The 26,475-nt window shown below is 68.3% G+C and carries 23 protein-coding genes; 9 read left to right on the forward strand and 14 right to left on the reverse strand.

Annotation, left to right across the window (positions count from 1 at the left end; translation table 11 throughout):
• The 5 genes from QQK43_RS19160 to gcl form a co-directional block, all read right to left on the reverse strand.
• Nucleotides 1-225, reverse strand: a 225-nt coding sequence (locus tag QQK43_RS19160) for a DUF3348 family protein (protein WP_284309041.1), incomplete at its 3' end; no start/stop codon positions are given.
• Between the two features lie 179 nt (nt 226-404).
• Entirely contained in the window at nt 405-1,727 is a 1,323-nt protein-coding gene (locus QQK43_RS19165; RefSeq protein ID WP_284309042.1) for a glycerate kinase type-2 family protein, read from the reverse strand.
• A gap of 105 nt (nt 1,728-1,832) precedes the next feature.
• Nucleotides 1,833-2,738, reverse strand: a complete 906-nt coding sequence (glxR, locus tag QQK43_RS19170; protein WP_234263868.1) for a 2-hydroxy-3-oxopropionate reductase — start codon at nt 2,736-2,738, stop codon at nt 1,833-1,835.
• A gap of 24 nt (nt 2,739-2,762) precedes the next feature.
• Nucleotides 2,763-3,560, reverse strand: coding sequence for a 2-oxo-tetronate isomerase (otnI, locus tag QQK43_RS19175; RefSeq protein ID WP_234263869.1), 798 nt, complete (start codon nt 3,558-3,560; stop codon nt 2,763-2,765).
• Nucleotides 3,561-3,655: 95 nt separating this feature from the next.
• Complete coding sequence (gene gcl, locus QQK43_RS19180; RefSeq protein WP_284309043.1) at nt 3,656-5,515, reverse strand: glyoxylate carboligase; 1,860 nt, start codon at nt 5,513-5,515, stop codon at nt 3,656-3,658.
• Between the two features lie 124 nt (nt 5,516-5,639).
• Between gcl and QQK43_RS19185 the strand changes: the two genes are divergently transcribed.
• Together QQK43_RS19185 and QQK43_RS19190 are read left to right on the forward strand one after the other, a co-directional pair.
• A complete protein-coding gene (locus QQK43_RS19185) occupies nt 5,640-6,545 on the forward strand; it encodes a LysR family transcriptional regulator (protein WP_284309044.1) in 906 nt (301 codons plus the stop codon).
• Nucleotide 6,546: 1 nt separating this feature from the next.
• The gene (locus QQK43_RS19190; protein ID WP_284309045.1) at nt 6,547-8,004 is read left to right on the forward strand and encodes an 8-oxoguanine deaminase; all 1,458 of its coding nucleotides are present in this window, start codon (nt 6,547-6,549) and stop codon (nt 8,002-8,004) included.
• Nucleotides 8,005-8,037: 33 nt separating this feature from the next.
• Here the strand turns inward: QQK43_RS19190 and QQK43_RS19195 are convergent, their stop codons facing one another.
• The 8 genes from QQK43_RS19195 to xdhC all read right to left on the reverse strand — a co-directional run bounded on the left by QQK43_RS19195 (nt 8,038) and on the right by xdhC (nt 16,968).
• A complete protein-coding gene (locus QQK43_RS19195) occupies nt 8,038-8,790 on the reverse strand; it encodes an SDR family NAD(P)-dependent oxidoreductase (RefSeq protein ID WP_234263873.1) in 753 nt (250 codons plus the stop codon).
• Nucleotides 8,791-8,907: 117 nt separating this feature from the next.
• Nucleotides 8,908-10,857 carry a methyl-accepting chemotaxis protein gene (locus tag QQK43_RS19200; protein ID WP_284309047.1) on the reverse strand — a complete coding sequence of 650 codons (1,950 nt, stop codon included), beginning with the start codon at nt 10,855-10,857 and terminating at the stop codon, nt 8,908-8,910.
• Between the two features lie 109 nt (nt 10,858-10,966).
• Complete coding sequence (locus QQK43_RS19205; protein WP_234263875.1) at nt 10,967-11,671, reverse strand: alpha/beta hydrolase; 705 nt, start codon at nt 11,669-11,671, stop codon at nt 10,967-10,969.
• Between the two features lie 19 nt (nt 11,672-11,690).
• Complete coding sequence (locus QQK43_RS19210; RefSeq protein WP_234263876.1) at nt 11,691-12,890, reverse strand: urate hydroxylase PuuD; 1,200 nt, start codon at nt 12,888-12,890, stop codon at nt 11,691-11,693.
• A 218-nt stretch (nt 12,891-13,108) separates the two neighbouring features.
• Nucleotides 13,109-13,861, reverse strand: coding sequence for a GntR family transcriptional regulator (locus tag QQK43_RS19215; protein ID WP_284309049.1), 753 nt, complete (start codon nt 13,859-13,861; stop codon nt 13,109-13,111).
• Between the two features lie 15 nt (nt 13,862-13,876).
• Nucleotides 13,877-15,244, reverse strand: a complete 1,368-nt coding sequence (locus tag QQK43_RS19220) for an NCS1 family transporter (protein WP_284309051.1) — start codon at nt 15,242-15,244, stop codon at nt 13,877-13,879.
• Nucleotides 15,245-15,284: 40 nt separating this feature from the next.
• Nucleotides 15,285-16,016 (reverse strand): aspartate/glutamate racemase family protein, encoded by a 732-nt coding sequence (locus QQK43_RS19225; RefSeq protein WP_234263880.1) that lies wholly within the window; start codon nt 16,014-16,016, stop codon nt 15,285-15,287.
• Between the two features lie 142 nt (nt 16,017-16,158).
• Nucleotides 16,159-16,968, reverse strand: a complete 810-nt coding sequence (gene xdhC, locus QQK43_RS19230) for a xanthine dehydrogenase accessory protein XdhC (protein WP_284309053.1) — start codon at nt 16,966-16,968, stop codon at nt 16,159-16,161.
• 173 nt (nt 16,969-17,141) lie between these two features.
• Here xdhC and QQK43_RS19235 point away from each other — a divergent pair, with 173 nt between their 5' ends.
• The gene (locus QQK43_RS19235) at nt 17,142-17,714 is read left to right on the forward strand and encodes an energy transducer TonB (protein ID WP_326491051.1); all 573 of its coding nucleotides are present in this window, start codon (nt 17,142-17,144) and stop codon (nt 17,712-17,714) included.
• Between the two features lie 216 nt (nt 17,715-17,930).
• Here the strand turns inward: QQK43_RS19235 and uraH are convergent, their stop codons facing one another.
• Nucleotides 17,931-18,284 (reverse strand): hydroxyisourate hydrolase, encoded by a 354-nt coding sequence (gene uraH, locus QQK43_RS19240; protein ID WP_234263883.1) that lies wholly within the window; start codon nt 18,282-18,284, stop codon nt 17,931-17,933.
• Between the two features lie 82 nt (nt 18,285-18,366).
• Between uraH and QQK43_RS19245 the strand changes: the two genes are divergently transcribed.
• The 6 genes from QQK43_RS19245 (at nt 18,367) to QQK43_RS19270 (ending at nt 26,319) form a co-directional block, all read left to right on the forward strand.
• Complete coding sequence (locus QQK43_RS19245; protein WP_234263884.1) at nt 18,367-19,035, forward strand: GntR family transcriptional regulator; 669 nt, start codon at nt 18,367-18,369, stop codon at nt 19,033-19,035.
• Nucleotides 19,036-19,043: 8 nt separating this feature from the next.
• Nucleotides 19,044-19,994 (forward strand): allantoinase PuuE, encoded by a 951-nt coding sequence (gene puuE, locus QQK43_RS19250; RefSeq protein WP_284309054.1) that lies wholly within the window; start codon nt 19,044-19,046, stop codon nt 19,992-19,994.
• 22 nt (nt 19,995-20,016) lie between these two features.
• Entirely contained in the window at nt 20,017-21,792 is a 1,776-nt protein-coding gene (uraD, locus tag QQK43_RS19255; RefSeq protein WP_234263886.1) for a 2-oxo-4-hydroxy-4-carboxy-5-ureidoimidazoline decarboxylase, read from the forward strand.
• 8 nt (nt 21,793-21,800) lie between these two features.
• The gene (locus QQK43_RS19260) at nt 21,801-23,054 is read left to right on the forward strand and encodes a M20 family metallopeptidase (protein WP_234263887.1); all 1,254 of its coding nucleotides are present in this window, start codon (nt 21,801-21,803) and stop codon (nt 23,052-23,054) included.
• 78 nt (nt 23,055-23,132) lie between these two features.
• Nucleotides 23,133-25,427: an NADP-dependent malic enzyme gene (locus QQK43_RS19265; protein WP_234263888.1), complete on the forward strand. Its 2,295-nt coding sequence runs from the start codon at nt 23,133-23,135 to the stop codon at nt 25,425-25,427.
• Nucleotides 25,428-25,443: 16 nt separating this feature from the next.
• Nucleotides 25,444-26,319, forward strand: coding sequence for a hypothetical protein (locus tag QQK43_RS19270; RefSeq protein WP_284309055.1), 876 nt, complete (start codon nt 25,444-25,446; stop codon nt 26,317-26,319).
• The last annotated feature ends 156 nt before the right edge of the window (nt 26,320-26,475 follow it).

The following is a 26,475-nucleotide window of genomic DNA, read 5'->3' on the forward strand; positions in this document are numbered from 1 at the left end:
GCGCGCCGACGCCACGGCCGGCACGGCCTGCAGCGCCGAGCGCAGGGTGATCGCGTCGGCGACGTTCAGCCAGTGGCCGAGCCGTTCGGCCAGATCGCCGCCGGGCGCGGCGCTGTCGGCCGGCGCCCAGTCGGCGAGCAGGCGCACCAGCGCAGGTTGGTGAAAGGATGCGTGCAAAACGTTGCCAGGCCCCCGCAGGGGCGCTTGAGTCGAATCGGGAACCATCGCCAGCCCCCGGGGAGCCGGCCATGCCGGCCCTGGGCAGACGCCCGGCCGGCAAAGGGCCGCACAGCCCGCAGGCGGCGGCTCCGGCCCTGCCCGTTCCGGAGAACGGCGACAGCGGCCAGGGCGACATTAGAAACGATCCGGCGCCCCGGCCCGGCGCCGACCGTCCGGCCCCGGCCTCAGGCCACCCAGATGGCGCGGAAATCGTTCACATTGGTGTGGGTCGGACCGGTCATCACCAGGTCGCCCAGCGGGGCGAAAAAGCCGTAGGCGTCGTTGCGCGCCAGGTGGTCGGCGATCTTCAGGCCCTGGGCCGCTGCACGGGCCAGCGTGTCGGGCGCCACCCGGGCGCCGGCGTTGTCTTCCACGCCGTCGATGCCGTCGGTGTCGGCGGCCAGGGCCCACACCCCCGGCTGCCCGCCCAGTGCCTGCGCCAGCCCGAGGCAGAACTCGCCGGCCCGCCCGCCCCGGCCTTTGGGCTGGCCCTCGGCACGCGGACGCACGGTGACCGTGGTTTCGCCGCCGCTGAGGAGGACGCAGGGCGCCTCGAAACTGCTGCGGCGCTGCGCCGTGGAGCGCGCCAGCGCGGCGTGCACCTTGCCGACTTCGCGCGATTCGCCCTCGATCTCATCGCTGAGCACGTAGGCGCGCAGCCCCAGGGCGCGCGCGGCCTCGGCGGCGGCTTCCAGGCTTTGCTGCGGGGTGGCGATCAGGTGGGTTTCGCAGCGCGCCAGGCGCGGGTCGCCGGGCTTGGGGGTTTCCAGCGTGCCGGCTTCGAGCTGCGCCTGCACCGCAGGGGGCACGGCGATGCCGTAACGGCGCAGGATGGCCAGCGCGTCGGCGCAGGTGCTGGCGTCGGCCACGGTGGGGCCGCTGGCGATCACGCTGACGTCGTCGCCCGGCACGTCGCTGATGGTCAGCGTGACCACGCGCGCGGGCGCGCAGGCTGCCGCCAGCCGCCCTCCCTTGATGGCCGAGAGGTGCTTGCGCACGGTGTTCATCTCACCGATGTGGGCGCCGCTTTCGAGCAACTGGCGGTTGATGCGCTGCTTGTCTGCGAGCGTCAGGCCCTCGCACGGCAGGGTCAGCAATGCCGAGCCGCCGCCGGAAATCAGGCACAGCACCAGGTCGTCCTCGGTCAGGCCTTGCGTCAGTGCCAGGATGCGCTGGGCAGCTTGAAGGCCGGCCGCGTCGGGCACGGGGTGCGCGGCTTCGACCACCTCGATGCGCTGGGCCAGCCCTACAGGGCGCGGCGGCGTGTGGCCGTAGCGCGTGACCACCAGGCCCGACAGCGGCGCATCGGCCGGCCACAGCGCTTCCACCGCGTGCGCCATGGCGCCACCGGCCTTGCCGGCGCCGAGCACCAGGGTGCGCCCTTTCGGGGGCGCTGGCAGGCTGGCGGCGGTGTTGTGCAGCGGCAGCGCACGCTGCACCGCCACGTCGTAGAGGTGGCGCAGCAGGGCCTGCGGGTCGTTCAGGCTGGGCAATGGAGTGGCAGTCATGCGCGCAGTCTAGCGATGCCAGGGCAGGCCGTGGGTTCGTCGAGCTTCACCCGGGAGCCGGCTTGCCGGTCTTCCGATGTGGTCACCCGGACAGGGGCCCGGCCGTCAGAGCGGTGCGGTCGCAATGTCATGCCCGGCCATCATTTCCAGGCTGCGGCACAGCGCGGAATGGTCCAGCCCGGCGAGTCCATGCGCCGCGCAGCTTTGCATCAGTTGAGCGGCGCTCGCGGTGTTCGGCAGGCTCACACCCAGTTCCTTCGCGCCCTGCAGGGCGAGGTTGAGGTCCTTCTGGTGCAGCTCGATGCGAAAGCCCGGGTGGAAGGTGCGCTTGACCATGCGTTCACCATGCACTTCCAGGATGCGGCTGGCCGCGAAGCCGCCCATCAGCGCCTGGCGCACCTTGGCCGGGTCGGCGCCGGCCTTGCTGGCGAACAGCAGGGCCTCGGCCACCGCTTCAATATTGAGCGCCACGATGATCTGGTTGGCCACCTTGGTGGTCTGGCCGTCGCCGTTGCCCCCCACCAGCGTGATGTTCTGGCCCATGGCCTCGAACAGCGGCTTCACGCGCTCGAACGCCGCTTCGGGTCCGCCGACCATGATGGTCAGGCTGCCGGCCTTGGCGCCGACCTCGCCACCACTGACCGGCGCGTCCAGGTAGTCGCAGCCCAGGGCGTTGATCTGCTGTGCGAACTGCTTGGTGGCCATCGGGCTGATGGAACTCATGTCCACCACCACCTTGCCGGCCGACAAGCCCTTGGCCACGCCGGTCTCGCCGAACAGCACATCCTGCACGTGCGGCGTGTCGGGCACCATGGTGATGATGACGTCGGCGCGCCGGGCCACTTCGGTGGCGTTGGTGCAGACCGTCGCGCCCGCCTCGGCCAGCTCGGCCGGGATTCTGCTGCGGCTGGACACGAACAGCGTGTGCCCCGCCTTGATGAGATTCAGGGCCATGGGTGCGCCCATGATGCCGAGGCCGATGAAGCCGACTTTGGTGCCGCTCTTGGTCATGAGAAGGTTCCTTCGCTGGTGATATCAAAGTGTCTGCCCGTGCGCCGCGATCCAGCCCAGGCCACGGTCCGTGCCGCCAGGCGCGGCGTCCTTGGGCTTGTATTCACAACCGATCCAGCCGGTGTAGCCCAGCGCGTCGATGTGGTCGAACAGGTGGCGGTGGTGGATCTCGCCGGTGCCGGGCTCGTGGCGGCCCGGCGTGTCGGCCAGTTGCATGTGGGCGATGCGCGGCAACAGGTCCTTGATGGTGTTGCACAGCTCGCCTTCCATGCGCTGCGCGTGGTAGATGTCGTACTGCAGGAACACGTTGTCGGCACCCACCTCGTCCATCAGCGCGATGGCCTGGCGCGGTCGGTTGACGAAGTAGCCCGGCATGTCGAAGGTGTTGATGGGCTCGATCAGCAGTGGCAGCCCCAGCTTCTTCGCTTCGGCGGCGGCAAAACGCACGTTGCCGACCCAGGTCGCGCGGGCCTGGGCTTCGCTCACGCCCGCAGGCATGAGGCCGGCCATGCAGTGCCAGCGCTGCACGCCGATCACCGGCGCGTACTCGGCGGCCTTGGCCACGCCAGCCCGGAACTCGTCCTCCCGCCCCGGGATGCAGGCGATGCCGCGCTCGCCCGCGGCCCAGTCGCCCGGCGGCAGGTTGTGCAGCACCAACTGCAGCCGATGGCGCTGCAGGCGCTCGGCCACCTCGGCCGCCGGGTGGTCGTAGGGGAACAGAAATTCCACGGCCTGGAACCCGGCCTTGGCGGCCGCGTCGAATCGGTCGAGGAAGGGCAGCTCGTTCCAGAGCATGGAGAGGTTGGCAGCGAATTTCGGCATCTTCTTTCCTTCGGTATCGAGAGGGAACACCAGGCCAGCCTGGCTGGACGGCGGGTGTCGCCCTTGTGGGGGTGGCGCGGAGCGAGGTGCGAGGGTCAGTCGAGCAGCCCTGCCGTCTCAAGACCCTGGGCTGCGCGGCAGTCGATGTCTTCGAACTCGACCACCTTGTCGATCTCGGTGCCCATGGCGATGTTGGTCACCCGTTCGAGGATGCATTCCACGACCACCGGCACGCGGTGCTCGGCCACCATCTGCTGCGCCTGGCGCAGCGCGCCTTCCAGGTGGGCGGGGTCGGTCACGCGCAGGGCCTTGCAGCCCAGGCCTTCCACCACGGCCACGTGGTCCACGCCATAGCCGCGCAGGCCACCCGCATCCTCCGGCAGGTTCTGGTTGTCGAAAGCCAGCTGAACGCAGTAGTCCATGTCGAAGCCGCGCTGGCTCTGGCGGATCAGGCCCAGGTAGCTGTTGTTCACCAGCACGTGCACGTAGGGCAGGCGGAACTGCGCGCCCACGGCCAGTTCCTCGATCAGGAACTGGAAGTCGTAGTCCCCCGAGAGCGCCACCACCTGCTTGGTCGGCGGGAAATGGCCCCCAACCCTGGCTTCGCCAGGCCCCCCAGGGGGGTGCTGTCGTTCTTGGGGCGGCCCGGCGAACGCCGCCACCACGCCCAGGGCGGCCGGCAGCGTCCAGCCCAGCGGGCCAGCCTGGCCGCAATTGATCCACTGGCGCGGGCCGTAGACGTGCAGGAACTGCGCCGCCGCGATCTGGCTCAGGCCGATGGTGCTGACGTAGACCGTGTCGCGGCCGAAGACCTGGTTCATGGCCTCGTACACACGATGCGGCTTCATGGGGATCTGTTCGAAGTGCGTTTTGCGCAGCATCACGCGCTTGCGTTCGGCGCAGCGCTCGGCCCAGGCGGCGTAGCTGGGCCAGGCCTGCGCGGCGCGGCGCTCGCGCGCCACCTGCACGAACAGTTCCAGCGCGACCTTCGCATCGCTGACGATGCCGAAGTCCGGCTCGAACACGCGGCCGATCTGCGTGGGTTCGATGTCCACGTGCACGAACTGGCGGCCCTTGGTGTAGGTCTCGACGCTGCCTGTGTGGCGGTTGGCCCAGCGGTTGCCGATGCCGAGCACGAAGTCGCTCGCCAGCATCGTCGCGTTGCCGTAGCGGTGGCTGGTCTGCAAGCCCACCATGCCGGCCATGAGCGGGTGGTCGTCGGGGATGGAACCCCAGCCCATGAGCGTGGGGATCACCGGGACACCCGTGATTTCTGCAAACTGCACCAGCAGATCGGCCGCGTCGGCGTTGAGGATGCCGCCACCGGCCACGATCAGCGGCTTTTCGGCGGCGGCCAACATGTCCAGCGCCTTCTCCACCTGCTTGCGCGTGGCCGCGGGTTTGTACACCGACAGCGGCTCGTAGGTTTCGATGTCGAACTCGATTTCGGCCATCTGCACGTCAAACGGCAGGTCGATCAGCACCGGCCCCGGACGGCCCGAACGCATCAGGTGGAAGGCTTGCTGGAACACGCGCGGCACCAGGGCCGGTTCGCGCACGGTCACGGCCCACTTGGTCACCGGCTTGGCGATGCTCTCGATGTCCACCGCCTGGAAGTCCTCCTTGTACAGGCGCGCGCGCGGCGCCTGACCGGTGATGCAGAGGATTGGTATCGAATCGGCGCTGGCCGAATACAGGCCGGTGATCATGTCGGTACCGGCCGGGCCACTGGTGCCGATGCACACGCCGATGTTGCCGGCCCGGGCCCGCGTGTAGCCCTCGGCCATGTGCGAAGCGGCCTCCACATGGCGCGCCAGCACGTGGGCGATACTGCCGCGCTCGCGCAGTGCGGCATAGAGCGGGTTGATGGCTGCGCCCGGCACACCGAAGGCCTGGGCAATGCCTTCTTTCTCCATCACCAGCACCGCCGCCATCGCGGCTTTCATCTTGGCCATTGCCTGTCTCCAGTGGTTTGTGAACTGGGGTCGATGCTATGGAGGCCATACGGTCTTGTGAATGCCACCCGCGGTCAGTTGATTCGATACTTGCGGTACGCAATCGCGCCGATAACATGCCCCCATGGACCGCTACAAAGAGATCGAAGCCTTCGTGCAGGTGATGGAGCACGGCAGCCTGGCCGCGGCCGCGCTGCACGCCGGCATCACGCCGGTGATGATGGGCCGGCGCATCGACGCGCTGGAAAAACGTCTGGGCACGCAACTCATGCACCGCTCCACCCGGCGCCTGGTGCTGACCGACGCGGGCGCGCGCTTCCTCGACGAATGCCGGCCGCTGCTGGCGCAGTGGGCGCAGGCCGAGGCCAGCGTGGCGGCACAGAAGCACCAGGCCAGCGGGCACCTCATCGTGTCCGCGCCCGCGGCCTTCGGCCGGCTGCACGTGGCGCCGCACGCCAGCGCCTTCCTCAAGGCCCACCCCGCAGTCAAGCTGTCATTCAACCTGACCGACCGGGTGGTGGACCTGGTGCGCGAGGGCTACGACATGGGCATCCGCATCGGCGGCGCGATCGACCCGAACTTCGTCGCCATCAGGCTCGCCACCAACCAGCGCGTGGTGTGCGGCACGCCCGCCTACTTCCGCCGGCACGGCAAACCGCAGACACTGGACGACCTGGCCCGGCACCACTGCCTGGCCTTCAACCTGCAGGGGGGCCAGCAGCGCGGCTGGTACTTCCAGCAGGACGGCAAGACCGTGACGGTGCGTGCCGAGGGCAACCTGGACTGCAACGACGGCGAGCTGCTGCACCGCTGGGTGAGTGAAGGCCTGGGCCTGGGCTGGCGCAGCACCTGGGAGATCCAGGCCCAGCTGCAGCGCGGCGAGCTGGTGACCGTGCTGGACGAGTTCGCCCTGCCCGCCTACGACATCCTGGCCGTGTACCCGCAGCAGCGCCACCTACCGGCCAAGGTGCGTTTTTTCATCGATCACCTGAAAAAGACTTTCTCCAAGCCGAACTACTGGTTGAAGTGACATGAACTCCCTGCTGATCCACAACGCCGCCTGCATCGCCACTTTCGACCACGCCGACCCTTTGATGGGGCGCGAGCTGAAGGACGCCTCGCTGTTCGTGCGCGACAACGTCATCGAGTGGGTGGGCCCCACCGCCGAGCTGCCGCGCGCCCTGCGCGAATCGGCGGGCGAGGTGATCGACGCCCGCGGCCACCTGGTCACGCCGGGCCTGGTCAACACCCACCACCACATGTACCAGTCGCTCACGCGGGCCATCCCCGGTGTACAGGACGCCGAACTCTTCAGCTGGCTGCGCGGGCTCTACCCGATCTGGGCCGGGCTGACGCCCGAGATGGTGCGAGTCTCGACCCAGGTCGCCATGGCCGAGCTGCTGCTTTCGGGCTGCACCACCAGCAGCGACCACCTCTACATCTACCCCAACGGCGTGCGGCTGGAGGACAGCATCGAAGGCGCTCAGGCGATCGGCATGCGCTTCGTCGCCACACGCGGCAGCATGAGCGTGGGCCAGTCGCAAGGCGGCCTGCCACCCGACCGCGTGGTGGAGAGCGAAGACACCATCCTCAAGGACAGCCAGCGCCTGATCGAAACCTGGCACAACGCCGCGCACGGCGCCATGGTGCAGATCGCGCTGGCGCCGTGTTCACCATTCTCCGTCAGCCCCGCGCTGATGAAGCAGAGCGCCGAACTCGCACGCAGCTTCAAAGGCCAGGGCGTGCGCCTGCACACCCACCTGGCCGAGAATCACCACGACATCGCCTACAGCCGCGAGAAGTTCAACAAGACCCCGGCGCAGTACGCGCAGGAACTGGGCTGGCTGGGCGACGACATCTGGCACGCGCACTGCGTCAAGCTCGACGACGAGGGCATCAGCCTGTTCGCCGCCAGCCGCACCGGCGTGGCGCATTGCCCTTGCAGCAACATGCGCCTGGCCAGCGGCATTGCCCCCATCCGCCGCATGGTAGACGCCGGCGTGCCGGTGGGCCTGGGCGTGGACGGCAGCGCCAGCAACGACGGCGCGCACATGGTGAACGAGGCGCGGCAGGCGCTGCTGCTGGCGCGCGTGGGCCGCGCGCTCTCGGCACCCGAGACGCGCAACGGCAAGACCTTCTTCGGCTGCGACCTCGGTCCCGCCGAAATGACCGCGCGCGACGCGCTGCACCTCGCCACCCGCGGTGGTGCGCAGGTGCTGGGCCGCAGCGACATCGGTCACCTCGCAGTGGGCATGTGCGCCGACCTCGCGCTGTTCGACCTGCGCACGCTGGGCTTCGCCGGTGGCGCCGTGCACGACCCCGTCGCCAGTCTGCTGCTGTGTGCCAGCCCCCAGGCCGCCTGGACGGTGGTCAACGGCCAGGTGGTGGTGCGCGAAGGCCAACTGGCCAGCGTGGCGCTGGAACCCCTGCTGGAACAGCACAACCGGCTCGCGCAGACCTTGGCCCAGACCGCACGCACGGCGGCCTGAAACGGCGCGACGCGGCGCGGCAGACCGGGCCGATCAGGACTTGCCGGCCGTGAAGCCCCCGTCCACCAGGAGGTGGGCGCCGGTGATGAAGCTGGCCTCGTCGCTCAGCAGGAACAGCACGGCCTGGGCCACCTCTTCCGGCCGGCCGAGGCGGCCGATCGGGTGCAGGCCGATCAGGAACTGGCGGAAACCGTCATCGAGCCCCGACAGCAGCGGCGTGTCGATGTAGCCCGGTCCGACGGCGTTGACCCGCACGCCCTTGGCGGCGCACTCGAGCGCCAGGGTTCGGGTGAGGTTGACCACCCCGCCCTTGGCGGCGGTGTAGGCCGCCGTCTGGCTCTGGCCGAACACCCCGAGGATGGACGCGCAGTTGACGATGCTGCCACCGCCCTGGGCATACATCGGCTTGAGCGCCGCGCGCGCGACACGGAACACCCCGTTGAGGTTGACGTCGATGACCCGCAGGAAGTCGGCGTCGGCGTAGCTGTCCGACGGGTTGAGGCCCCCGATGCCGGCGTTGTTGAACACGCCATCGAGCCGGCCGAAATGCGCCACCGTGGTCGCCACCAGGGCATCGACCTGCTCGGTGGCGGTCACATCCACCGGCACGAACAGGCAGCGCCCACCGTGCTGCGCGGCCAGAGCCTGCGCCCGCGCAGCGCCTTCGGAAGCGGGGATGTCGGCCAGCGCGACGCGGGCGCCTTCGGCGAGGCAGCGCTCCACCGTGGCCAACCCGATACCGCTGGCGCCGCCCGTGATGATGATCACCTTGTCCTTGAGTCGCATGCAAAGCTCCTTGTGCTGTGGCGAGGCCCACCGGCTGGGCCTGCTCCGGACCATTGTGCGACCGGATGCGGCGCGGCGGGACCGATCCGGTCAAACCGGTCGGCACCCGCGCCGGCCTCAGCGCACGAACTGGTGCACCGTGTCGACCAGCCGGGCCGACTGCTGCTTGAGCGCGTCGGCGGCGGCCGCGGCCTGCTCGACGATGGCGGCGTTCTGCTGGGTGTTCTGGTCGATCTCGCCGATCGACTGCGTGACCGACTGCACCCGTTCGGACTGCAGGCGCGAACCGGCGCTGATTTCGGAGAGCAACTGATCCACCTGGCGCACCGCGTCCCCCAGGGTGTTCAGCGCCGATTCGGCCTGGCGCATCAGCCCGGTGCCGGTCTCGACCCGTTCCTCCGAATCCTGCGTCAGGCGGCGGATGTCCTTGGCCGCTTCGGCACTACGCTGTGCCAGGGTACGCACTTCCCCGGCCACCACCGCGAACCCGCGCCCCTGGTCGCCCGCACGGGCCGCCTCGACCGCGGCGTTGAGCGCCAGGATGTTGGTCTGGAACGCGATCGAATCGATCACGCCCGTGATGTCGGCGATGCGCCGGCTGGAGTCGTTGATCTGGTCCATGGCCAGGCGGCTCTGCCCCATCACGTCCTGCCCGGCGTGTGCCTGCGCCACCGCCTGGCGCGCCAGCTGCGCGGCATGGTCGGAAGACGCTGCGCTGTGCACCGCACTTTCCGACAGCTCGCGCAAGGCGCTGGCGCTTTGCTGCAGGTGGCTGGCCTGCTGTTCGGTGCGCACCGACAGGTCGGTGTTGCCCAGGGCGATCTCGCGCGACGCATCGGCCACACCGGTCGACACCTCGCCCACGGCGCTGAACGCCTGGCGCAGCTTGCCGGCAAACGCGTTGAAGCCCCGGGCGATCACGGTCAGCTCGTCGTTGCCGCGCACCGGCAGCTCGACCGAGAGGTCGGTGTCGCCGCTGGCCAGTGCATGCATGGTGTGGCCCAGCGTGCGCAAGGGCTTCATCAGCGATCGCACCAGCCAGATCATCAGCACGGCCCCGAGCGCGCAGGCCACCGCAGCCGCGAGCACCGCAGCCTGAATCTGCCGCCGGGCGGCCTCGGCGGCGACCGACTGCGGGTACGACAGCACCACGCTCCAGGGCGCGGTGCCGTCCAGCACGGTGATGGGCGACGCCACATGGGCCCAGCCCTGGCCGTCGTCCCAGCGATAGGGTTCGCCCTGGCGCACCTTCTCCAGCGCGGGCGCTGGCAGGTCGTCGGCCCGCTGGCCCAGGCGCTGCGCATCGCGGTGGGCCAGGTAGAGCCCGCCGTTGGACAGCAGTTGCACCCGCCCCCCGGGCACCGGCTCCAGCTGGCCCAGCCGTTCCGACAGGCCAGCGAGCGGCAGGTCGGCCCCCGCCGCCCCCACGAAGCGGCCACCCACCAGCAACGGCGCCACCATGGTGCTCATCAGCACGTCCTTGCCGCCCACCGTGTAGACATACGGCTCCAGAAGCGCGGGTTTGAGCGAGCGGCGCGGGGTGTCGTACCAGGCATTGGCGCCCGGTTTTTCGTAGTCCACCAGGGCCTCGACCGCGATCGGCCCGCCCGCGCGGTTCCAGTAGGCGATGTAGCGGCCGGTGGCGTCGTGGGCCGGCGCCTGGTTCACATGCTCGGCGTCCTGGCCGTCGAGCGCGTTCGGCTCCCAGATCGAATAGGTGCCGATGAAGTCGGGCCGCTGCTGCAACAGGTGCCGGGCCATGTCGTCGAGCTGGTCGCGCGACGGCGGGTGCCCGGCAGCGCGCTGCCCCTCCAGCAGGCTGGCGAAGGCCAGCACGGCCGAGAAGCTGCGCCCGAGTTCACCGCTCACCTGGCCGGCCGCGCCATTGGCCGCCTCCTGCGCCTGCGCGCTCGCGGCGGCGTGGGCCTGCCCGCTGGCATTGAGGCCGACCACCACGCTGGTGGCGCTGACGCAGGCGACACACAGCAGCACGGCCGCGGTGGCCAGTTTGCCGGTGAGCGACCAGGTTCCGGAGCGGGGTGTCGGGATTCGGGAGGAAGACGGCATGGCACCAGGCAAAACGCAAAAGATAGCCGTCTATCGGCCATTGCGCCCGACACTGAAGGCGGGAAAACCAGGGTGGCCCTCCGCTGACCGTCCCCGGCGGTAGCCGGGCTCAGGCGGCCAGTTGCTGCACCAGCCAGGCGTTGATGTCGCGGATCTGCTCCAGGCAGACCTCGTGCGCCATCGGGTAGGTGCGCCACGTCACGGCACAGCCCAGGGCGGTCAGCGCGTCGCGGGCCGCCTCCCCGCGCGGGAGCACCACGATGTCGTCGTCCGTGCCATGCGCCAGAAACACCGGCAGACCGCGGTGGGCTTCGCTGGCCTCGGCCGCGGTGGTATCTGGCAGCGGCAGGTAGCCCGAGAGCGCCACCAGGCCGGCCAGGCGCTCGGGTGCGCGCAGGCCCGTGAGCAGGCTCATGGCACAGCCCTGCGAAAAGCCCATCAGCACCACCCGGTGGGCCGGCACGCCCCGCGCCACTTCGCGGTGAATGAGTTGCTGCACGATGGCCTGCGACCCGCGCAGGCCGGCCTCGTCCTCCGGACGGGGCTGGGCCGGATCGGCCGGGGGCGGGTAGAGGTCGTACCAGGCGCGCATGCGGTAGCCGCCGTTGATGGTCACCGGCCGCTCCGGCGCGCTGGGCAGCACGAAGCGCACCGGCCCGACGGCGGACAGGTCCATGGCCTGGGCCACGGGCACGAAGTCGCGGCCATCGGCCCCCAGGCCGTGCAGCACGATCACACTGGCCACCGGCGCAGCGGCCGCGTCGGGGCCCGTCAGGAATTCAAGCAGATCGAGGGAGAAGGTGTCCGGATGCATGCCGCCGAGCATAGCGCCCTCATGGCACCACGGCGCCGCCCTGGAACCATTGCGCGAACAGCGCGCGTTCCTCGTCCGTCAGCCCCGTGGCGTTGTTCAACGGCATGAGTTTTTGCACCACGACCTGCTGGTAGATCATCTGGGCATGCTGCTTCACGGCATCGGCCGAGTCCAGGCGCACGCCCTTGCTCTGCAGCGCCTCGCCGTGGCACATGACACAGCGCTGCGCCACCACCGGCTGCAACTGGGCATAGGTCACCGCCGCCGGCGCCGCAGCGGCCGGGGCCACGGGCGCGGGCTTGAGCCAGACGATCAGACCCAGCAGCACGGCCACCCCCACCGCGGCGTATTTCCAGGGATGCGGGTTGCGGCCCAGCTTGTAGCCATGCCGCATGACGAAGAACTGGCGGATGGCCGCGCCCGCGAACATGATGGCGATCAGGATCAGCCAGTTCTGCGGATGCGCGTAGGTGAAGCTGTAGTGGTTGCTGAGCATCGCGAACAGCACCGGCAGCGTGAAGTAGGTGTTGTGCACGCTGCGCTGCTTGCCGCGGATGCCATGGATCGGGTCCACCGGGCGGCCGGCCTTCATGTCGGCCACCATGGTGCGCTGGCCCGGGATGATCCAGAAGAACACGTTGGCGCTCATGGACGTGGCGAGCATCGCGCCCATCAGCAGAAAGGCTGCGCGGCCGGCGAACATGTGGGTGGCGGCAACGGCGGCCACACAGACCAGCACCAGCACCAGGGCACCCACCTTGGCATCGCCATTTTTGGTCTGCCCCAGCGTGCGGCAGATGGTGTCGTAAGCGAGCCAGAACACCACCAGGAAGGCCAGCGCCGCAGCAATGGCGCCTGCGGGCGACCATGCCATGATGCGCGGGTCGATCAGGTAGACGCTGGGACTCCAGAGGTAGGAGACGAGGAACAGCGCAAAGCCCGACAGCCAGGTCGAATAACTTTCCCAGTAGAACCAGTGCAGGTGTTCGGGCAGCTTCGGCGGCGCGGCCTTGAACTTGACCGGGTGGTAGAAGCCGCCGCCATGCAGCGCCCAGAGTTCGCCGCTGACGCCGTCTTGCTTCAGCTGTTCGTCTTCGGGCGGCGTGAGGCTGCTGTCGAGAAAGACGAAGTAGAAGGAAGAACCGATCCAGGCGATGGCGACGATGACGTGCAGCCAGCGCAGCAGCAGATTGGCCCAGTCGAGCAGATAGGTTTCCATGGCACCTCAACACAAGGACGGCCGTGCCGTCAGGGTTTGCGACTCACCACCGCGGGCGCTCTGAGTCGGCTGAGGGCCGCGCTCGGAGCTGATATCGACCAGCCCCGGCTCCGCTGCGACCGGTCGCGAAGTGTATACACTTTTTGAAGACAAGCACCACAGGGTTGACCCCCGATGGATGAGTGGCCATCAAGCACGTGCCGTGCCAGCCGAGGCATTCACATCATCAGGGCGTTGACCAGATCGAGCTGCCGGCTGGCGCGCACCTGGCCCAGATCGAGACTGGCTTCCAGGCGCTGCAGGTGGTCCATCATGTTGGCCACCGCCAGCGACACGTTGCCGGACTCGCAGATGCGCAGGAACTGCTCGTGCTCGTCGGTGGAGCAGTGCGCGTCGTTGCTGCTCTGGTAGAGCATGGCGATCAGCGAGCTGCGCGCCACCAGTTCGGTGAGGATCTCGGTCAGAATGCGGTGCCCAGCGGCCTCGGCCAGCGCCACGTGGAAGTCGCCCAGCAGCTTCTCGCGCACGGCGCCGAGCGCCGGCCCCTTGAGCGCGGAGCGTTCCATGCGGATGTGCTGCCGCAGTTGTTCGAAGTCGGCCGGCCGGGCCCGGGCCACGAAGCGGCGCACGATCTCGGCCTCGATGAGGCGGCGCGCCGAAAACACCTCGCGCGCCTCTTCCACGCTGGGCTGGCACACGTAGGTACCTTTGTCGGGGATGGTTTCGACCAGCTTGTCCTTGGCCAGCATGAGCAGTGCCGCACGCACCTTGGTGCGGCTCACGCCATAGACCCGGCCCAGGGCTTCTTCGCGCAACCAGGTGCCGGGGGGAATGCGCTTTTCCACGATGGCGGCGGCCACGTCCTGCGCAATGCTCTCGACCGTGGGGCCGCGCTCGGTCGTGTCCAGCACATCCTCCGGCCCCACCTGGGGAGCCGGAGCACTCACCGGCGTGCTGCGTTTTCTGGGCATGCCGGGATTCTAGGCTCAGGCCCTCCGGCCGGCGCCCACCGGCGGCACCACCGTCTCATGGCCGTCGAGGAAGCGCCGGCACGGGGCCCAGTGGTTCATCAGCAGGTAATACACCACGCCCGCCGGCAGCAGGCTGGCGTACCAGCTGATGGCCGGGAACGACAGCGCCACCGCGGCGCCGGCCAGCGTGGCCAGCACGCCGGCCCAGTTGACGCCGCGGTACGGGCCGTTTTCGTCGTAGAGCTTCACCAGGTCGAGGCGACGGCCCCGCAGCACGTAATAGTCCACCACCAGCACCGCGAAGATCGGGCCGAGGAAGGCGGAATAGGTCTGCACGAACATCTGCAGGCCCGAGGCCGATTCGTCTTTCACCAGCACCCACGGAAAGGTGCAGAAAGCCAGCAGGCCCACCACCACCGCCGACTTGCGGAACGAAAGGCGGAACAGGTCCATCAGCACGTAGGCCGGTGGCACGACGTTGTTCAGCACATTGGTCGTGACCTGCGCAAAGGCGATGAACAGCAGCGTGGTGACCAGCAGCGGCGTGTTGTCGACCGCGTTGGAGAACACCTTGATCGGGTCGGCCGTGCCGGTGGCACCCGAAACCATCAGGCCGATCAGGCCCATGAACAGGGTGGCCGGCAGGATGCTCATCGAATAGATGGTGGTCAGCGGACCGGGCCGCACGTTCTTGTGCAGCTCGCGCGAGTAATCGCTCACATTGAGCATCATGGTGCTGTAGATGCCCAGGAACAGCATGGTGGCACCCCAGAACGGCAGGCCCCAGGTGCCTTCGATGTTGGTGATGCGCTCGTTGATGGCGCCGCCGAACTTGGTGATCACCGCGTAGAACATGTAGACCAGCGAGCCGATGATGAAGACGCTGCCCACGTTCTCCAGCCACTTGATGCCCTTGAAGCCGTAGACCGACAGCGCGATCTGCAACAGCTGGAAGATCACGAACCAGGCCACCAGGTTGTCCCAGCCGAGCAGCGTCGCCGACACCGCGTTCAGCGCGCCGGCGCCGATCCAGCTCTGGAAGCCGAACCACACCACGGCCGGCACCGCACGCACCAGACCGGGCAGCCGGGTGCCCGAAAAGCCGAATGCCGTGCGCGCCTGCACCATGAAAGGGATGCCGTACTTGTGACCCGCGGCGCCGTTGATGGCCAGGGCCACCCCGATGACGAAGCAGCCGATGGCGATCGCCACCACGGCCTGCAGCATGTTGAGCTGGCCAACCAGGCTGGAGCCCATGGCAAAGGTGCCGATGGACACGCAGCCGCCCAGCCAGGCCAGCAGGTAGGACCAGCGGTCCATGATCCGGGTTTCCTGCGGGGCCAGCGACTCTTCGCCGGCCGCCTTCTCTTGCGCTTCACTCATGGTGTGTCTCCTCGTTGGTAGGGAAGCAGGAATGCGCCGCTCAGGCGCTGAAGTGACTGAAACGGCCCGCAAAGGCCTTGGGGCGGGGGAAATCCAGGTCGCCGTGTTTGCTGGTGTGCAGGCCCAGGTGCACCAGGGATTCGGCCAGCTTGACCGCCGCGGTCACGCCTTCGACCACCGGCAGGCCCACGGCCCGTGAGATCTCTTCAGTGAGGTCGGCCATGCCGCCGCACCCCAGGACGATGGCGCCCACGCCGTCTTCGGCCTTGGCGCGCAGGCTCTCCTCGATGATCTTGCGCAGCGCGGCGTCGGGGTCGTGCTCCAGGTCCAGCACCGGAATCTCGGCCGCGCGCACACGACGGCACTGATGCTCGAAGCCGTACTGCGCCAGCAGGTGCTCGGCAATCACGCAGGTGCGTCCCAGCGTGGTGACGACGGAAAACCGGGTGGCGATCAGGGCCGCCATGTGGAAGGCCGCTTCGGCGATGCCGATCACGGGCGCCCGCGTCAGCTCGCGGGCCGACCACAGGCCCGGGTCGCCGAAACAGGCGATCACGTAGGCGTCCGTGCCCTCGCGCTCGCCGGCCAGCACCTCCTCGGCCACGCCCACAGCGGCCACGGCCTCGTCGAAATGGCTCTCGATCGACACCGGCCCGCTGGCCGGCTGGCTGGCCACGATCTCGGTGCCCGGCCCCGCCACGCGGCGCGCCGCCTGGGCGATGGTGTCCGTCATCGCCTGCGTCGTGTTCGGGTTGATCACGCGAAGCTTCATGGGTCTCCTTGTTTGGATTCAAATTTAGAACACATAGTTTGTATACAAAAATTGAATGCGACAAGACACCCTGCGCACAAAATGGCTGGGGTTTACCCGCAAACAGCGGGAACGGGGGATGACCGCGGGTGCGGTCGGCGGGTCAGGCGCGGTGTTGCAGCAGCAACTGGGCGACCACGGCCGCCGCGATCACTTCGGGCGCCTTGCCGGTGATGCCCGGCAACCCGATGGGGCAGGTGACGCGGTCCAGCTCGGCGTCGCCAAAGCCGCGGTCGCGCAGGCGGTTGCGAAAGCTCGCCCACTTCGTGCGGCTGCCGATCAGGCCCACGAACGGCAGATCGCCGCGCTCGCGCTGGCGCCGCAGGCAGGCCGCCACGACGTCGAGGTCTTCGGCGTGCGAGAAGCTCATGATGAGCACGAACGACCCTGGCACCACGTCGCGCAGCGCGTCCTGCACCGGATCGGCGTACTCCGTGACCACGGTGTCGGGCACATCGGCGGGAAACACCTCGTCGCGGCTGTCGATCCAGGTCACCGCGAACGGCAGCGGGGCCAGCGCCTGCACGATGGCGCGCCCGACATGGCCACCGCCGAACAGCGCCACCGGCTGCCAGGTCTGCCGCAGCCGCTGCGCCAGGTGCTCGACGTCGGCCGCCACCACCGGTTCAAAGCGCAAGGCCAGCCGCCCTCCGCAGCATTGGCCGAGACTGGGCCCGAGCGTGATGTGCTGCTCGACCGGTTCGGCCGCCGCCTGCCCCAGCAGACCACGCGCCCGGGCCAGGGCCTCCCATTCCAGCCGGCCGCCGCCGATGGTGCCCACCTCGCCCTGGGCGAACACCGCCATCCAGGTCCCCGGCTCCCGCGGCACCGAGCCCCGTGCATCGCTGATGGACACCAGGACGGCCGGCTCGTCGGCCAGGCGCTTCAGGAAAAGGCTCAGGAGAAAAGGCATGTGTGGCGCAGGTGCCGACGCAACTGTGTGAAATGGTAATTTCCGGGCTTCCGGTCGAGTATGGCGCGCACCGCTTCATCGGGTTTTCAGCAGAAGTGCATACACTGCATGGTGATCGGTGTATAGCCGCCGGTTTCCGGCCCCAGGGCCGGCCCTGACGCCAGAGGTTCCGCATGAGAGACAAACACATCATCCCAGGCTCGCACCAACCGGGTGCAACGGCTTCGTCCGACAGCCGCCAGCCCCGCTTTTTCGGCTGGGCCTGGCTCGGCACCGGCACGGCCGCCTTGCTGGCCGCCTGCGCCGCACCGGTGCCCGCGCCCGTTGCGAGCACGCCGGTACCGCCACCGGCTCCGGCTCCGGTCGCCCCGGCCGTGCAGCCCGAACCGCCCCCGGCCATCGTCTCCGAGGCCGCCACCCCGCGCGCCTACCGGCGCGATGGCGCACGCCACCTCTATTCGCTCAACGCCCACCGCATCTACAAGGGCAAGATGCCACCGCTGCTGCAAGGCGTGGGCACCATGCAGCTCGAACTCGACCACCGCGGCCGCATCGTGGCCCTGAACTGGATGCGGCCGCCCAGCCACCCCGGCGCCCGGGCCGAAATCGAGCGCACCGTGCGGGCCGCCGCGCCCTTCCCCGCCCCCATCCGCATGGGCCGGGTCACCTACACCGAAACCTGGCTCTGGGACAAGAGCGGGCAGTTCCAGCTCGACACCCTGACCGAAGGTCAGCGGAGCCGCTAACCCCCGCGCCGCCCACGGCGGCGGCGGCGCCCCAGGGGGCGATGCGAGTGGCCCGGCACCATCGGGTCCCCCGCCCCCCATGCAGGTATGGCACGCCGGATCTCTTGCCGGCGCACGTGCCCCGTCCCAAGGCCTCATAGAACGGGTTTCGCCCGGCCGCCGAGAGGCCGTCTCCCACGCAGCAAGCGGGAAGCGTCGTCGGGTTCGCAGGGCCAGTCAACTGCCTCGGTACGTGCTGTAGCTCCAGGGGCTCACCAGCAGCGGCACGTGGTAGTGCTGGTCGGTATGGGCCACCCCGAAATCCAGGGCCACGCGGTGGAGGAAATTCGGCTCGGGCAGGACCACACCTTTCGCAGCGAAATAGCCCTTCACGTCGAACACCAGCCGGTAGGTTCCCACCTTCAGGCTGGCGTTGTCGTACAGCGGGCCGTCCGGATTGCGGCCATCGCTGTTGAGCTCGAAGCGCTTGACCAGTGTGGCCCGATCACCCTCGGTGGTGTAGAGCTCGACGGCCATGCCGGCTGCGGGGCAGCCGTGCATGGTGTCCAGAACGTGGGTACTCAGGCCCATGGCGATTCCTTTTCGGGAGGGTTGGTTTCAGTCGACCAAAAGTGTATACACTTTTTGTTTTTCTGGATATCATGACCGCACCATGGAACACTCCAGCACGCATCACATCGTGGCGTCACTCACCCGCGCGATCGTGGAACACCGTCTGCACCCGGGCACCAAACTGGCCGAGCAGAAGCTGGCCGACCACTTCGGCGTTTCGCGCACCCTGGTCAGGCAAGCTTTGTTCCAGCTTTCCCAGAACCGGCTGATCCGCCTGGAGCCGGCGCGCGGCGCCTTCGTGGCGTCTCCTTCGGTGGACGAAGCCAAGCAGGTGTTTGCCGTGCGCCGCATGCTGGAAATCGAGATGACCCGCGCTTTTGTGCAGCAGGTCACCCCCAGCAAGATCAAGGCCCTGCGCGAACACGTGGCGCAGGAGCGGCAGGCAGTGGACAACCAGGACGTGCCGGGCCGCACCGAACTCCTGGGCGATTTCCACGTGCGCATGGCCGAACTCATGGGCAACCAGGTGCTGGCCGAACTGCTGCGCGAGCTGATCTCGCGCTGTGCGCTGATCACGCTGATGTACCAGAGCACCAACGCCGCCGAACATTCCAACGAGGAACACGCCGAAATCGTCAAGGCCCTGGCGGCCAAGGACGCCGACCTGGCCGTGCGCCTGATGAACGACCACCTGCAGCACGTGGAGGAAGGCCTGACCTTCGACCGCAAGCTGCCCACCAACGACCTGTCCCTGGCCCTTTCTTCCTGAGCACCCGCATGATCTACGACAGCACCGCCCCCTACCCGCGCGACCTCATCGGCTACGGCCGCGACGTGCCCCACGCCCGCTGGCCCGGAGCGGCCCGGGTGGCCGTCCAGTTCGTGCTGAACTACGAAGAAGGCGGCGAAAACTGCGTGCTGCACGGCGACAAGGCGAGCGAACAGTTCCTGTCGGAAATGTTCAACCCGGCCGCCTTCGAGGCCCGCCACATCAGCATGGAAGGCATCTACGAATACGGCTCGCGCGCGGGGGTCTGGCGCATCCTGCGCGAGTTCGAGAAGCGGGGCCTGCCGCTGACCGTGTTCGGCGTGTCGACCGCCCTGCAGAGGCACCCCGAGCTGACCGCGGCCTTCCAGGAACTGGGCCACGACATCGCCTGCCACGGCCTGAAGTGGATCCACTACCAGAACATCGACGAGGCCACCGAACGCGCCCACATGGCCGAGGCGATGCAGATCCTCCAGGACCTGACGGGTGAACGCCCGCTGGGCTGGTACACCGGCCGCGACAGCCCCAACACGCGCCGGCTGGTGGCGGACTACGGCGGCTTCGAATACGACAGCGACTACTACGGCGAAGACCTGCCGTTCTGGATGAAGGTGCGCAAGACCGACGGCAGCGACGCGCACCAGCTCATCGTGCCCTACACCCTGGACTGCAACGACATGCGCTTCGCGCTGCCGCAGGGCTATTCGCACGCCGATCCGTTCTTCCAGTACATGAAGGACACCTTCGACGCGCTCTACGCCGAAGGCGATCCGAACGGCCTGGACCGCCCCAAAATGATGAGCATCGGCATGCACTGCCGCCTGCTCGGCCGCCCCGGCCGCATCACCTCGCTGCAGCGCTTCCTGGACCACATCCAGTCGCACGACCAGGTCTGGGTGGCGCGCAGGGTGGACATCGCGCGGCACTGGAAAGCCACGCACCCGCTGGCCCTGGCCTGACACCCCGCCCGAGGTTGACCCCATGCCCCTGACCCTGGACCAACTCAACGCCGCGCCCCTGCCCGAGGCGCTGCAGATGCTCGACGGCCTGTACGAGCACTCGCCCTGGATCGCCGAGCGCGCTCTCGCCCAGCGACCCTTCGCCTCGCTGGCGCAGCTCAAGCACGCGATGACGCGCGTGCTCGACGAAGCCGGCGTGGCACCCCAACTGGCGCTGATCCGCGCCCACCCGGAACTGGCCGGCAAGGCGATGGTGAGCAAATCGCTGACGGCCGAATCGACCAACGAGCAGACCAAGGCCGGCCTGACGAACTGCACGCCCGAGGAATTCGCGCGCATCCAGCAGCTCAACGCCGACTACAACGCGCGCTTCGGCTTTCCCTTCATCCTCGCGGTGCGCGGCGCACGGGGCACGGGCCTCACCAAGGCGCAGATCATCGAGGCCTTCGAACGCCGCGTGCACGGCCACCCGGACTTCGAGCGGCAGGAGTGCCTGCGCAACATCCACCGCATCGCCGAGATCCGGCTCAACGACAAGTTCGGCTTCGAGCCGGTCGACGGCCAACGGGTGTGGGACTGGCAAGAGACCCTGGCCCAGCACAGCGACCCGGGCTATGCCGAGAAGGGCCAGCTCACCGTCACCTACCTCACCGACGCGCACCGCGCCTGCGCCCAGCGCATCAGCCACTGGATGAAGGACTGCGGCTTCGACGAGATCGAGATCGATGCGGTGGGCAACGTGGTGGGCCGCTACCACCCCGCCACGCCCGGTGGGAAATACCTGCTGACCGGATCGCATTACGACACTGTGCGCAACGGCGGCAAGTACGACGGGCGTCTGGGCATCTTCGTGCCCATGGCCTGCGTGCAGAAGCTGCACGCGGCCGGGAAACGCCTGCCCTTCGGCATCGAGGTGGTGGGATTCGCCGAAGAAGAAGGCCAGCGCTACAAAGCGACCTTCCTCGGCTCGGGCGCGCTCACCGGCCACTTCGACCCCACCTGGCTCGACCAGAAAGATGCCGACGGCATCACCATGCGCGAAGCCATGCAGCACGCCGGCCTGTGCATCGACGACATCCCCAAACTGCAGCGCGATCCGGCGCAGTACCTGGGCTTCATCGAGGTGCACATCGAGCAGGGCCCGGTGCTCAACGAACTGAACCTGCCGCTGGGCATCGTCACCAGCATCAACGGCAGCGTGCGCTACGTGGGCGAAGTCATCGGCATGGCCAGCCACGCCGGCACCACGCCCATGGATCGCCGCCGCGACGCCGCCGCCGCAGTGGCGGAGCTGATCCTCTTTGCCGAGCAGCGCGCCGCGCAGGACGGCGATTCGGTCGCCACCGTGGGCATGCTGCAGGTGCCCAACGGCTCCATCAACGTGGTGCCCGGCGCCTGCAAGTTCAGCCTGGACATGCGCGCGCCCACCAATGCGCAACGCGACGCCCTCGCCCAGGACGTGCTGGCCAAGCTGGCCGAAATCTGCGAGCGCCGGGGGGTGCGCCACACGCTGGAAGAGACCATGCACGCGGCCGCCGCGCCCAGCGCCCCGGCATGGCAGGCGCGCTGGGAAGCCGCCTGCACCGCGCTGGGTGTGCCGCTGTTCCGCATGCCCAGCGGTGCCGGGCACGACGCCATGAAGCTGCACGAAATCATGCCGCAGGCCATGCTGTTCGTGCGCGGCGAAAACAGCGGCATCAGCCACAACCCGCTCGAATCCAGCACCGCCGACGACATGGACCTGGCCGTCAAGGCCTTCGACCACGTGCTGCAACAACTGACCACCGAATTCCACTGAAAGCCCCCATGACCACCGCCCAACAGCAACTCGACGCCTGGATCGACGCCCACTTCGACGAAGAGGTGCAGTTCCTGCAGGAACTCATCCGCGTGCCCACCGACACGCCGCCCGGCAACAACGCGCCGCACGCCGAGCGCACGGCCGAACTGCTGGCCGGCATGGGCCTGACGGCCGAGAAGCACGCCGTGCCGGACGCCGAGGTCAAGGCCGCCGGCCTGGAGACCATCACCAACCTGATCGTGCGCCGCCGCTATGGCGACGGTGGCCAGACCATTGCGCTCAACGCCCACGGTGACGTGGTGCCGCCTGGCGAGGGCTGGACGCACGACCCCTACGGCGGCGAAATCGCGGACGGCAAGATCTACGGCCGCGCAGCGGCGGTGAGCAAGTGCGACATCGCCAACTTCACCTACGCCATCCGCGCACTGGAATCGCTGGGTCTGCCGCTCAAGGGGAACGTCGAACTGCACGTGACCTACGACGAGGAATACGGCGGCGAGGTCGGCCCTGGCTGGCTGCTGGACAAGGGGCTGACCAAGCCCGACCTGATGATCGCCGCCGGTTTCAGCTACCAGGTGGTCGTGGCCCACAACGGCTGCCTGCAGCTCGAAGTGACGGTGCACGGCGACATGGCCCACGCGGCGATTCCCGACAGCGGCACCGACGCGCTGCAGGGTGCCACGCACATCCTCAACGCGCTGTATGCCCTCAACGCCGACTACCTGAAGGTCACCTCGAACGTCGAAGGCATCACCCACCCCTATCTGAACGTGGGCCTGATCCAGGGCGGCACCAACACCAACGTGATCCCCGGCAAGGTGGTGCTCAAACTCGACCGCCGCATGATCCCCGAGGAAGACCCGGCCGAGGTGGAGGCCGCCATCCGCCGCACCATCGATCAGGCCGTGGCGAGCTACCACCCGCCGCGCGGTGGCAAAGGCCTGAAGGTTGAGGTCAAGCGCATGCTGCTGTGCCGGGCCATGAAGCCGCTGGCGGGCAACGCCCCGCTGGTGCAGGCCATCCAGCGACACGGCGAGGAACTGTTCGGCGAACCCATCCCCGCCGTCGGCACCCCGCTCTACACCGACGTGCGCCTGTACGTGGAGCGCGGTATTCCGGGTGTGATCTACGGCGCCGGCCCGCGCACGGTGCGCGAATCGAACGCCAAGCGCGCCGACGAAAACCTGGTGCTGGACGACCTGCGCCGCGCCACCAAGGTCATCGCGCGCACCCTGTTCGACCTGTTGAAAGCCGCATAAGCGCTGCCCGCCGACCGTGCCACAATGACCGCCCGCCCCTCACGGGCGGACCGGACTTTGCCTCGCCCTGGAGACACCATGACCCCCGCTGAACAAGCCCTGCGCGACGCCGCGCTCGAATACCACCGCGCTCCCAACAAGGGCAAGATCGCCGTCGTTCCGACCAAGCCGCTGTCCAACCAGCGCGACCTGTCGCTGGCCTATTCGCCGGGCGTGGCCTTTCCCTGCCTGGCCATCCAGGCCGACCCCAGCCTGGCCGCCGAGTACACCAGCCGCGGCAACCTGGTGGGCGTGATCACCAACGGCACCGCCGTGCTGGGTCTCGGTGACATCGGCCCGCTGGCCGGCAAGCCGGTGATGGAAGGCAAAGGCTGCCTGTTCAAGAAGTTCGCCGGCATCGACGTGTTCGACATCGAGCTGGCCGAGCGCGACCCCGACAAGCTGGTCGACATCATCGCCGCGCTCGAACCCACGCTGGGCGGCGTCAACCTGGAAGACATCAAGGCGCCCGAGTGCTTCTACATCGAGAAGCAGTTGCGCGAGCGCATGAAGATCCCCGTCTTCCACGACGACCAGCACGGCACCGCCATCATCTCCAGCGCCGCGCTGATCAACGGGCTGGAACTGGTCAAGAAGGACATCGGCGCGGTCAAGGTTGCCGTCAGCGGCGCCGGCGCGGCAGCGATCGCCTGCCTGGACCTGATGGTCAACCTGGGCGTGAACATCGAAAACATCCTCGTCTGCGACTCCAAGGGCGTGATCCAGACCGAGCGCGAAGACGCCAAGGCCGGCAAGCTCGACGCGTCCAAGCGCCGCTACTGCCGCGCCACCGACGCCCGCAGTCTGGCCGACGCCATGAACGGTGCCGACGTGTTCCTGGGCTGTTCGGCCGCCGGCGTGGTGGACGCCGAGATGGTCAAGAGCATGGGCAGCCAGCCGATCATCCTCGCGCTGGCCAACCCCGAACCCGAGATCCGCCCCGAAGTGGCCAAGGCTGCGCGGCCGGACTGCATCATCGCCACCGGCCGTTCGGACTACCCGAACCAGGTCAACAACGTCCTCTGTTTCCCCTACATCTTCCGCGGCGCGCTCGACTGTGGCGCGACCAAGATCACGGAGGAAATGAAGATGGCCTGCGTGCGCGAGATCGCCGACATGGCCAAGACCGAGATCAGCGACGAAGTGGCCGCCGCCTACGCCGGCCAGGAACTGAATTTCGGCCCGGAATACATCATTCCCAAGCCCTTCGACTCGCGCCTGATCCTCAAGATCGCGCCGGCCGTCGCGCAAGCCGCGGCCGACTCGGGCGTGGCCACGCGCCCCATCACCGACATGGCCGCCTACCGCGAGAGCCTGGGCCGCTTCGTGACCCAGACCGGCATCCTGATGCGGCCCATCTTCAATGCCGCCAAGGCCGTCGCCGCCGACAAGAAGCGCGTGGCCTACGCCGACGGTGAAGACGAACGTGCGCTGCGCGCGGCCCAGATGGCGATCGACGACGGCATCGCCTCGCCGATCCTGATCGGGCGCCCGGCCGTGATCGAGGCCCGCATCGAAAAGGCCGGCCTGCGCATGCGCCTGGGGGTGGACGTGGCCAACGTCAACCCGGAAGACGACCCGCGCTTCCGCCAGTACTGGGAGCACTACCACCGCCTCATGGCGCGCAACGGCGCCACACCCGAAGTCTCCAAGGCGGCCGTGCGCCGCTCCAACACCATCATCGGTTCGCTGATGCTGGCGTTGGGGGACGCCGACGCCCTGATCTGCGGGCTGGTGGGCAGCTACACCACCCACCTGGAGCGCATCGACAGCGTGCTGGGCAAGCAGCCCGGCGTGAACAACTACGCCGCCGTCAACGCGCTGATGACCGATCGCGGCCCCCTCTTCATCACCGACACCTACGTCAACGAAGACCCCAACGCCGAGCAACTGGCCGAGATTGCCTTCATGGCCGCCCAACAGGTGCAGCGCTTCGGCCTGGTGCCCAAGGTCGCCTTCCTCTCGCATTCGAGCTTTGGTTCGTCCAAGCGCGCGTCTGCCAAGAAGATGCGCCAGGCACGCGACCTGTTCGTGGCCCGCCACCCCGGTATCGAGTGCGATGGCGAACTGCACGGCGACGCCGCGCTGCAGCCGGCCATCCGCCAGGCCTATCTGGGCGACTCGACGCTGAATGGCCCGGCCAACCTGCTGATCTGCCCCAACCTGGATGCCGCCAACATCCTCTACAACGTGCTCAAGGAAACCAGCAGCGGTGGCGTGACCATCGGCCCGGTGCTGATGGGCGTGGCACGCACCGCCTACATCCTCACTCCGGCCGCCACCGTTCGGCGGGTGCTCAACATGACCGCCATGGCCGCCGCCAGCGCGGTCTGAGCCCACTCATCAGGGCATGGGAAAACCCCTCGTCGTCCGGCACAAGGGCCGGGCCGGCAACCGGCTCTTTCAGTACTTCTTCTGTGCAGAGCTGGCCCGGCGCGCCGGAACCCACACCGTCCGGGGGGTGCACATTCCCGATCTCGACCTCGAAACGCCCCCCGCGCCGGACCACGACACCGGTTTCCTGCACATCGAAGGCAAGCATCTTTTCGATGTGCCGGCTTTGGTGGCGGCCCTGCGCGACGGCGCCTACGCGGGGGCCACGTTCCGGGGCTTTGCCATGCGGCAGGCCTACTACGACCGCGCGTTCTGCCAGCGCCTGCTTCCGCTGCGCCCCGGCGCCAGCGAGTGGGGGTTCGGCCCCGAGTTCCTGACGATCAACATCCGGGCCGGCGATGTCTTCAGCGGTGCAAGCGCGGGACTCATGGCCGGCGGCTACGGCGGGCCCTATGGGGCCGAACATCTCTACCCCGGTATTCATCCGGACTACCGCCCACTGCCACTCGGTTACTACGAAACCCTGACCCGAGACACCGGTCTGAAACCGGCGTTCGTGGGAGAGCTGTCCAGCCACCCGGCCTACGAAGCCGCCCTCAGGCGCCGCTTCCCCCAGGCCGTGTTTGCCCGCACCCGTTCGCCCAAGGAAGACTTCCTCACGCTCCTCGGTTCGTCGAACATCGCGCTGGCGATCAGCTCGTTTTCCTGGATCGCGGCCTGGCTGTCCGAAGCCCGGACCATCCACATCCCGGTGGCCGGCATGTTCGACCCCCACCAACGGCCCGACATCGACCTGCTGCCCCCGGATTCGGACACGCGCTACATCCGGCACACCATGCCCCGGCTCCAGTGGCAAGGCACCACCGAACAGATTGCCGAGCTTTTCGCCTGAGAACAACAGGGTGAGCAGGCCCTAACAGGCTGTTGAAATTCAGCGTTTTCGAGTGAAAGCACTACCTTCCGATCAGCGTCTGCGGCAGATGACTTGTTTGGTTGGCACTTGAAGCAGCCTTGCAGTGCGAGCAATCGCTCGCCAAGGCTGTCTGTT

This window comes from Hydrogenophaga electricum, from assembly GCF_030160815.1.
Classification (GTDB): domain Bacteria; phylum Pseudomonadota; class Gammaproteobacteria; order Burkholderiales; family Burkholderiaceae_C; genus Hydrogenophaga; species Hydrogenophaga electricum.

Coding starts and splice junctions, on each gene's coding strand:
- QQK43_RS19200 (WP_284309047.1), bottom strand. CDS start 10,857: ATGCCGTCTTCCTCCCGAATCCCGACACCCCGCTCCGGAACCTGGTCG.
- QQK43_RS19245 (WP_234263884.1), top strand. CDS start 18,367: ATGGAACACTCCAGCACGCATCACATCGTGGCGTCACTCACCCGCGCG.
- QQK43_RS19220 (WP_284309051.1), bottom strand. CDS start 15,244: ATGAGTGAAGCGCAAGAGAAGGCGGCCGGCGAAGAGTCGCTGGCCCCG.
- QQK43_RS19235 (WP_326491051.1), top strand. CDS start 17,142: ATGAGAGACAAACACATCATCCCAGGCTCGCACCAACCGGGTGCAACG.
- QQK43_RS19205 (WP_234263875.1), bottom strand. CDS start 11,671: ATGCATCCGGACACCTTCTCCCTCGATCTGCTTGAATTCCTGACGGGC.
- uraD (WP_234263886.1), top strand. CDS start 20,017: ATGCCCCTGACCCTGGACCAACTCAACGCCGCGCCCCTGCCCGAGGCG.
- QQK43_RS19270 (WP_284309055.1), top strand. CDS start 25,444: ATGGGAAAACCCCTCGTCGTCCGGCACAAGGGCCGGGCCGGCAACCGG.
- puuE (WP_284309054.1), top strand. CDS start 19,044: ATGATCTACGACAGCACCGCCCCCTACCCGCGCGACCTCATCGGCTAC.
- QQK43_RS19265 (WP_234263888.1), top strand. CDS start 23,133: ATGACCCCCGCTGAACAAGCCCTGCGCGACGCCGCGCTCGAATACCAC.
- uraH (WP_234263883.1), bottom strand. CDS start 18,284: ATGGGCCTGAGTACCCACGTTCTGGACACCATGCACGGCTGCCCCGCA.
- QQK43_RS19215 (WP_284309049.1), bottom strand. CDS start 13,861: ATGCCCAGAAAACGCAGCACGCCGGTGAGTGCTCCGGCTCCCCAGGTG.
- gcl (WP_284309043.1), bottom strand. CDS start 5,515: ATGGCCAAGATGAAAGCCGCGATGGCGGCGGTGCTGGTGATGGAGAAA.
- QQK43_RS19190 (WP_284309045.1), top strand. CDS start 6,547: ATGAACTCCCTGCTGATCCACAACGCCGCCTGCATCGCCACTTTCGAC.
- QQK43_RS19260 (WP_234263887.1), top strand. CDS start 21,801: ATGACCACCGCCCAACAGCAACTCGACGCCTGGATCGACGCCCACTTC.
- QQK43_RS19210 (WP_234263876.1), bottom strand. CDS start 12,890: ATGGAAACCTATCTGCTCGACTGGGCCAATCTGCTGCTGCGCTGGCTG.
- glxR (WP_234263868.1), bottom strand. CDS start 2,738: ATGACCAAGAGCGGCACCAAAGTCGGCTTCATCGGCCTCGGCATCATG.
- QQK43_RS19165 (WP_284309042.1), bottom strand. CDS start 1,727: ATGACTGCCACTCCATTGCCCAGCCTGAACGACCCGCAGGCCCTGCTG.
- QQK43_RS19185 (WP_284309044.1), top strand. CDS start 5,640: ATGGACCGCTACAAAGAGATCGAAGCCTTCGTGCAGGTGATGGAGCAC.
- QQK43_RS19195 (WP_234263873.1), bottom strand. CDS start 8,790: ATGCGACTCAAGGACAAGGTGATCATCATCACGGGCGGCGCCAGCGGT.
- QQK43_RS19225 (WP_234263880.1), bottom strand. CDS start 16,016: ATGAAGCTTCGCGTGATCAACCCGAACACGACGCAGGCGATGACGGAC.
- xdhC (WP_284309053.1), bottom strand. CDS start 16,968: ATGCCTTTTCTCCTGAGCCTTTTCCTGAAGCGCCTGGCCGACGAGCCG.
- otnI (WP_234263869.1), bottom strand. CDS start 3,560: ATGCCGAAATTCGCTGCCAACCTCTCCATGCTCTGGAACGAGCTGCCC.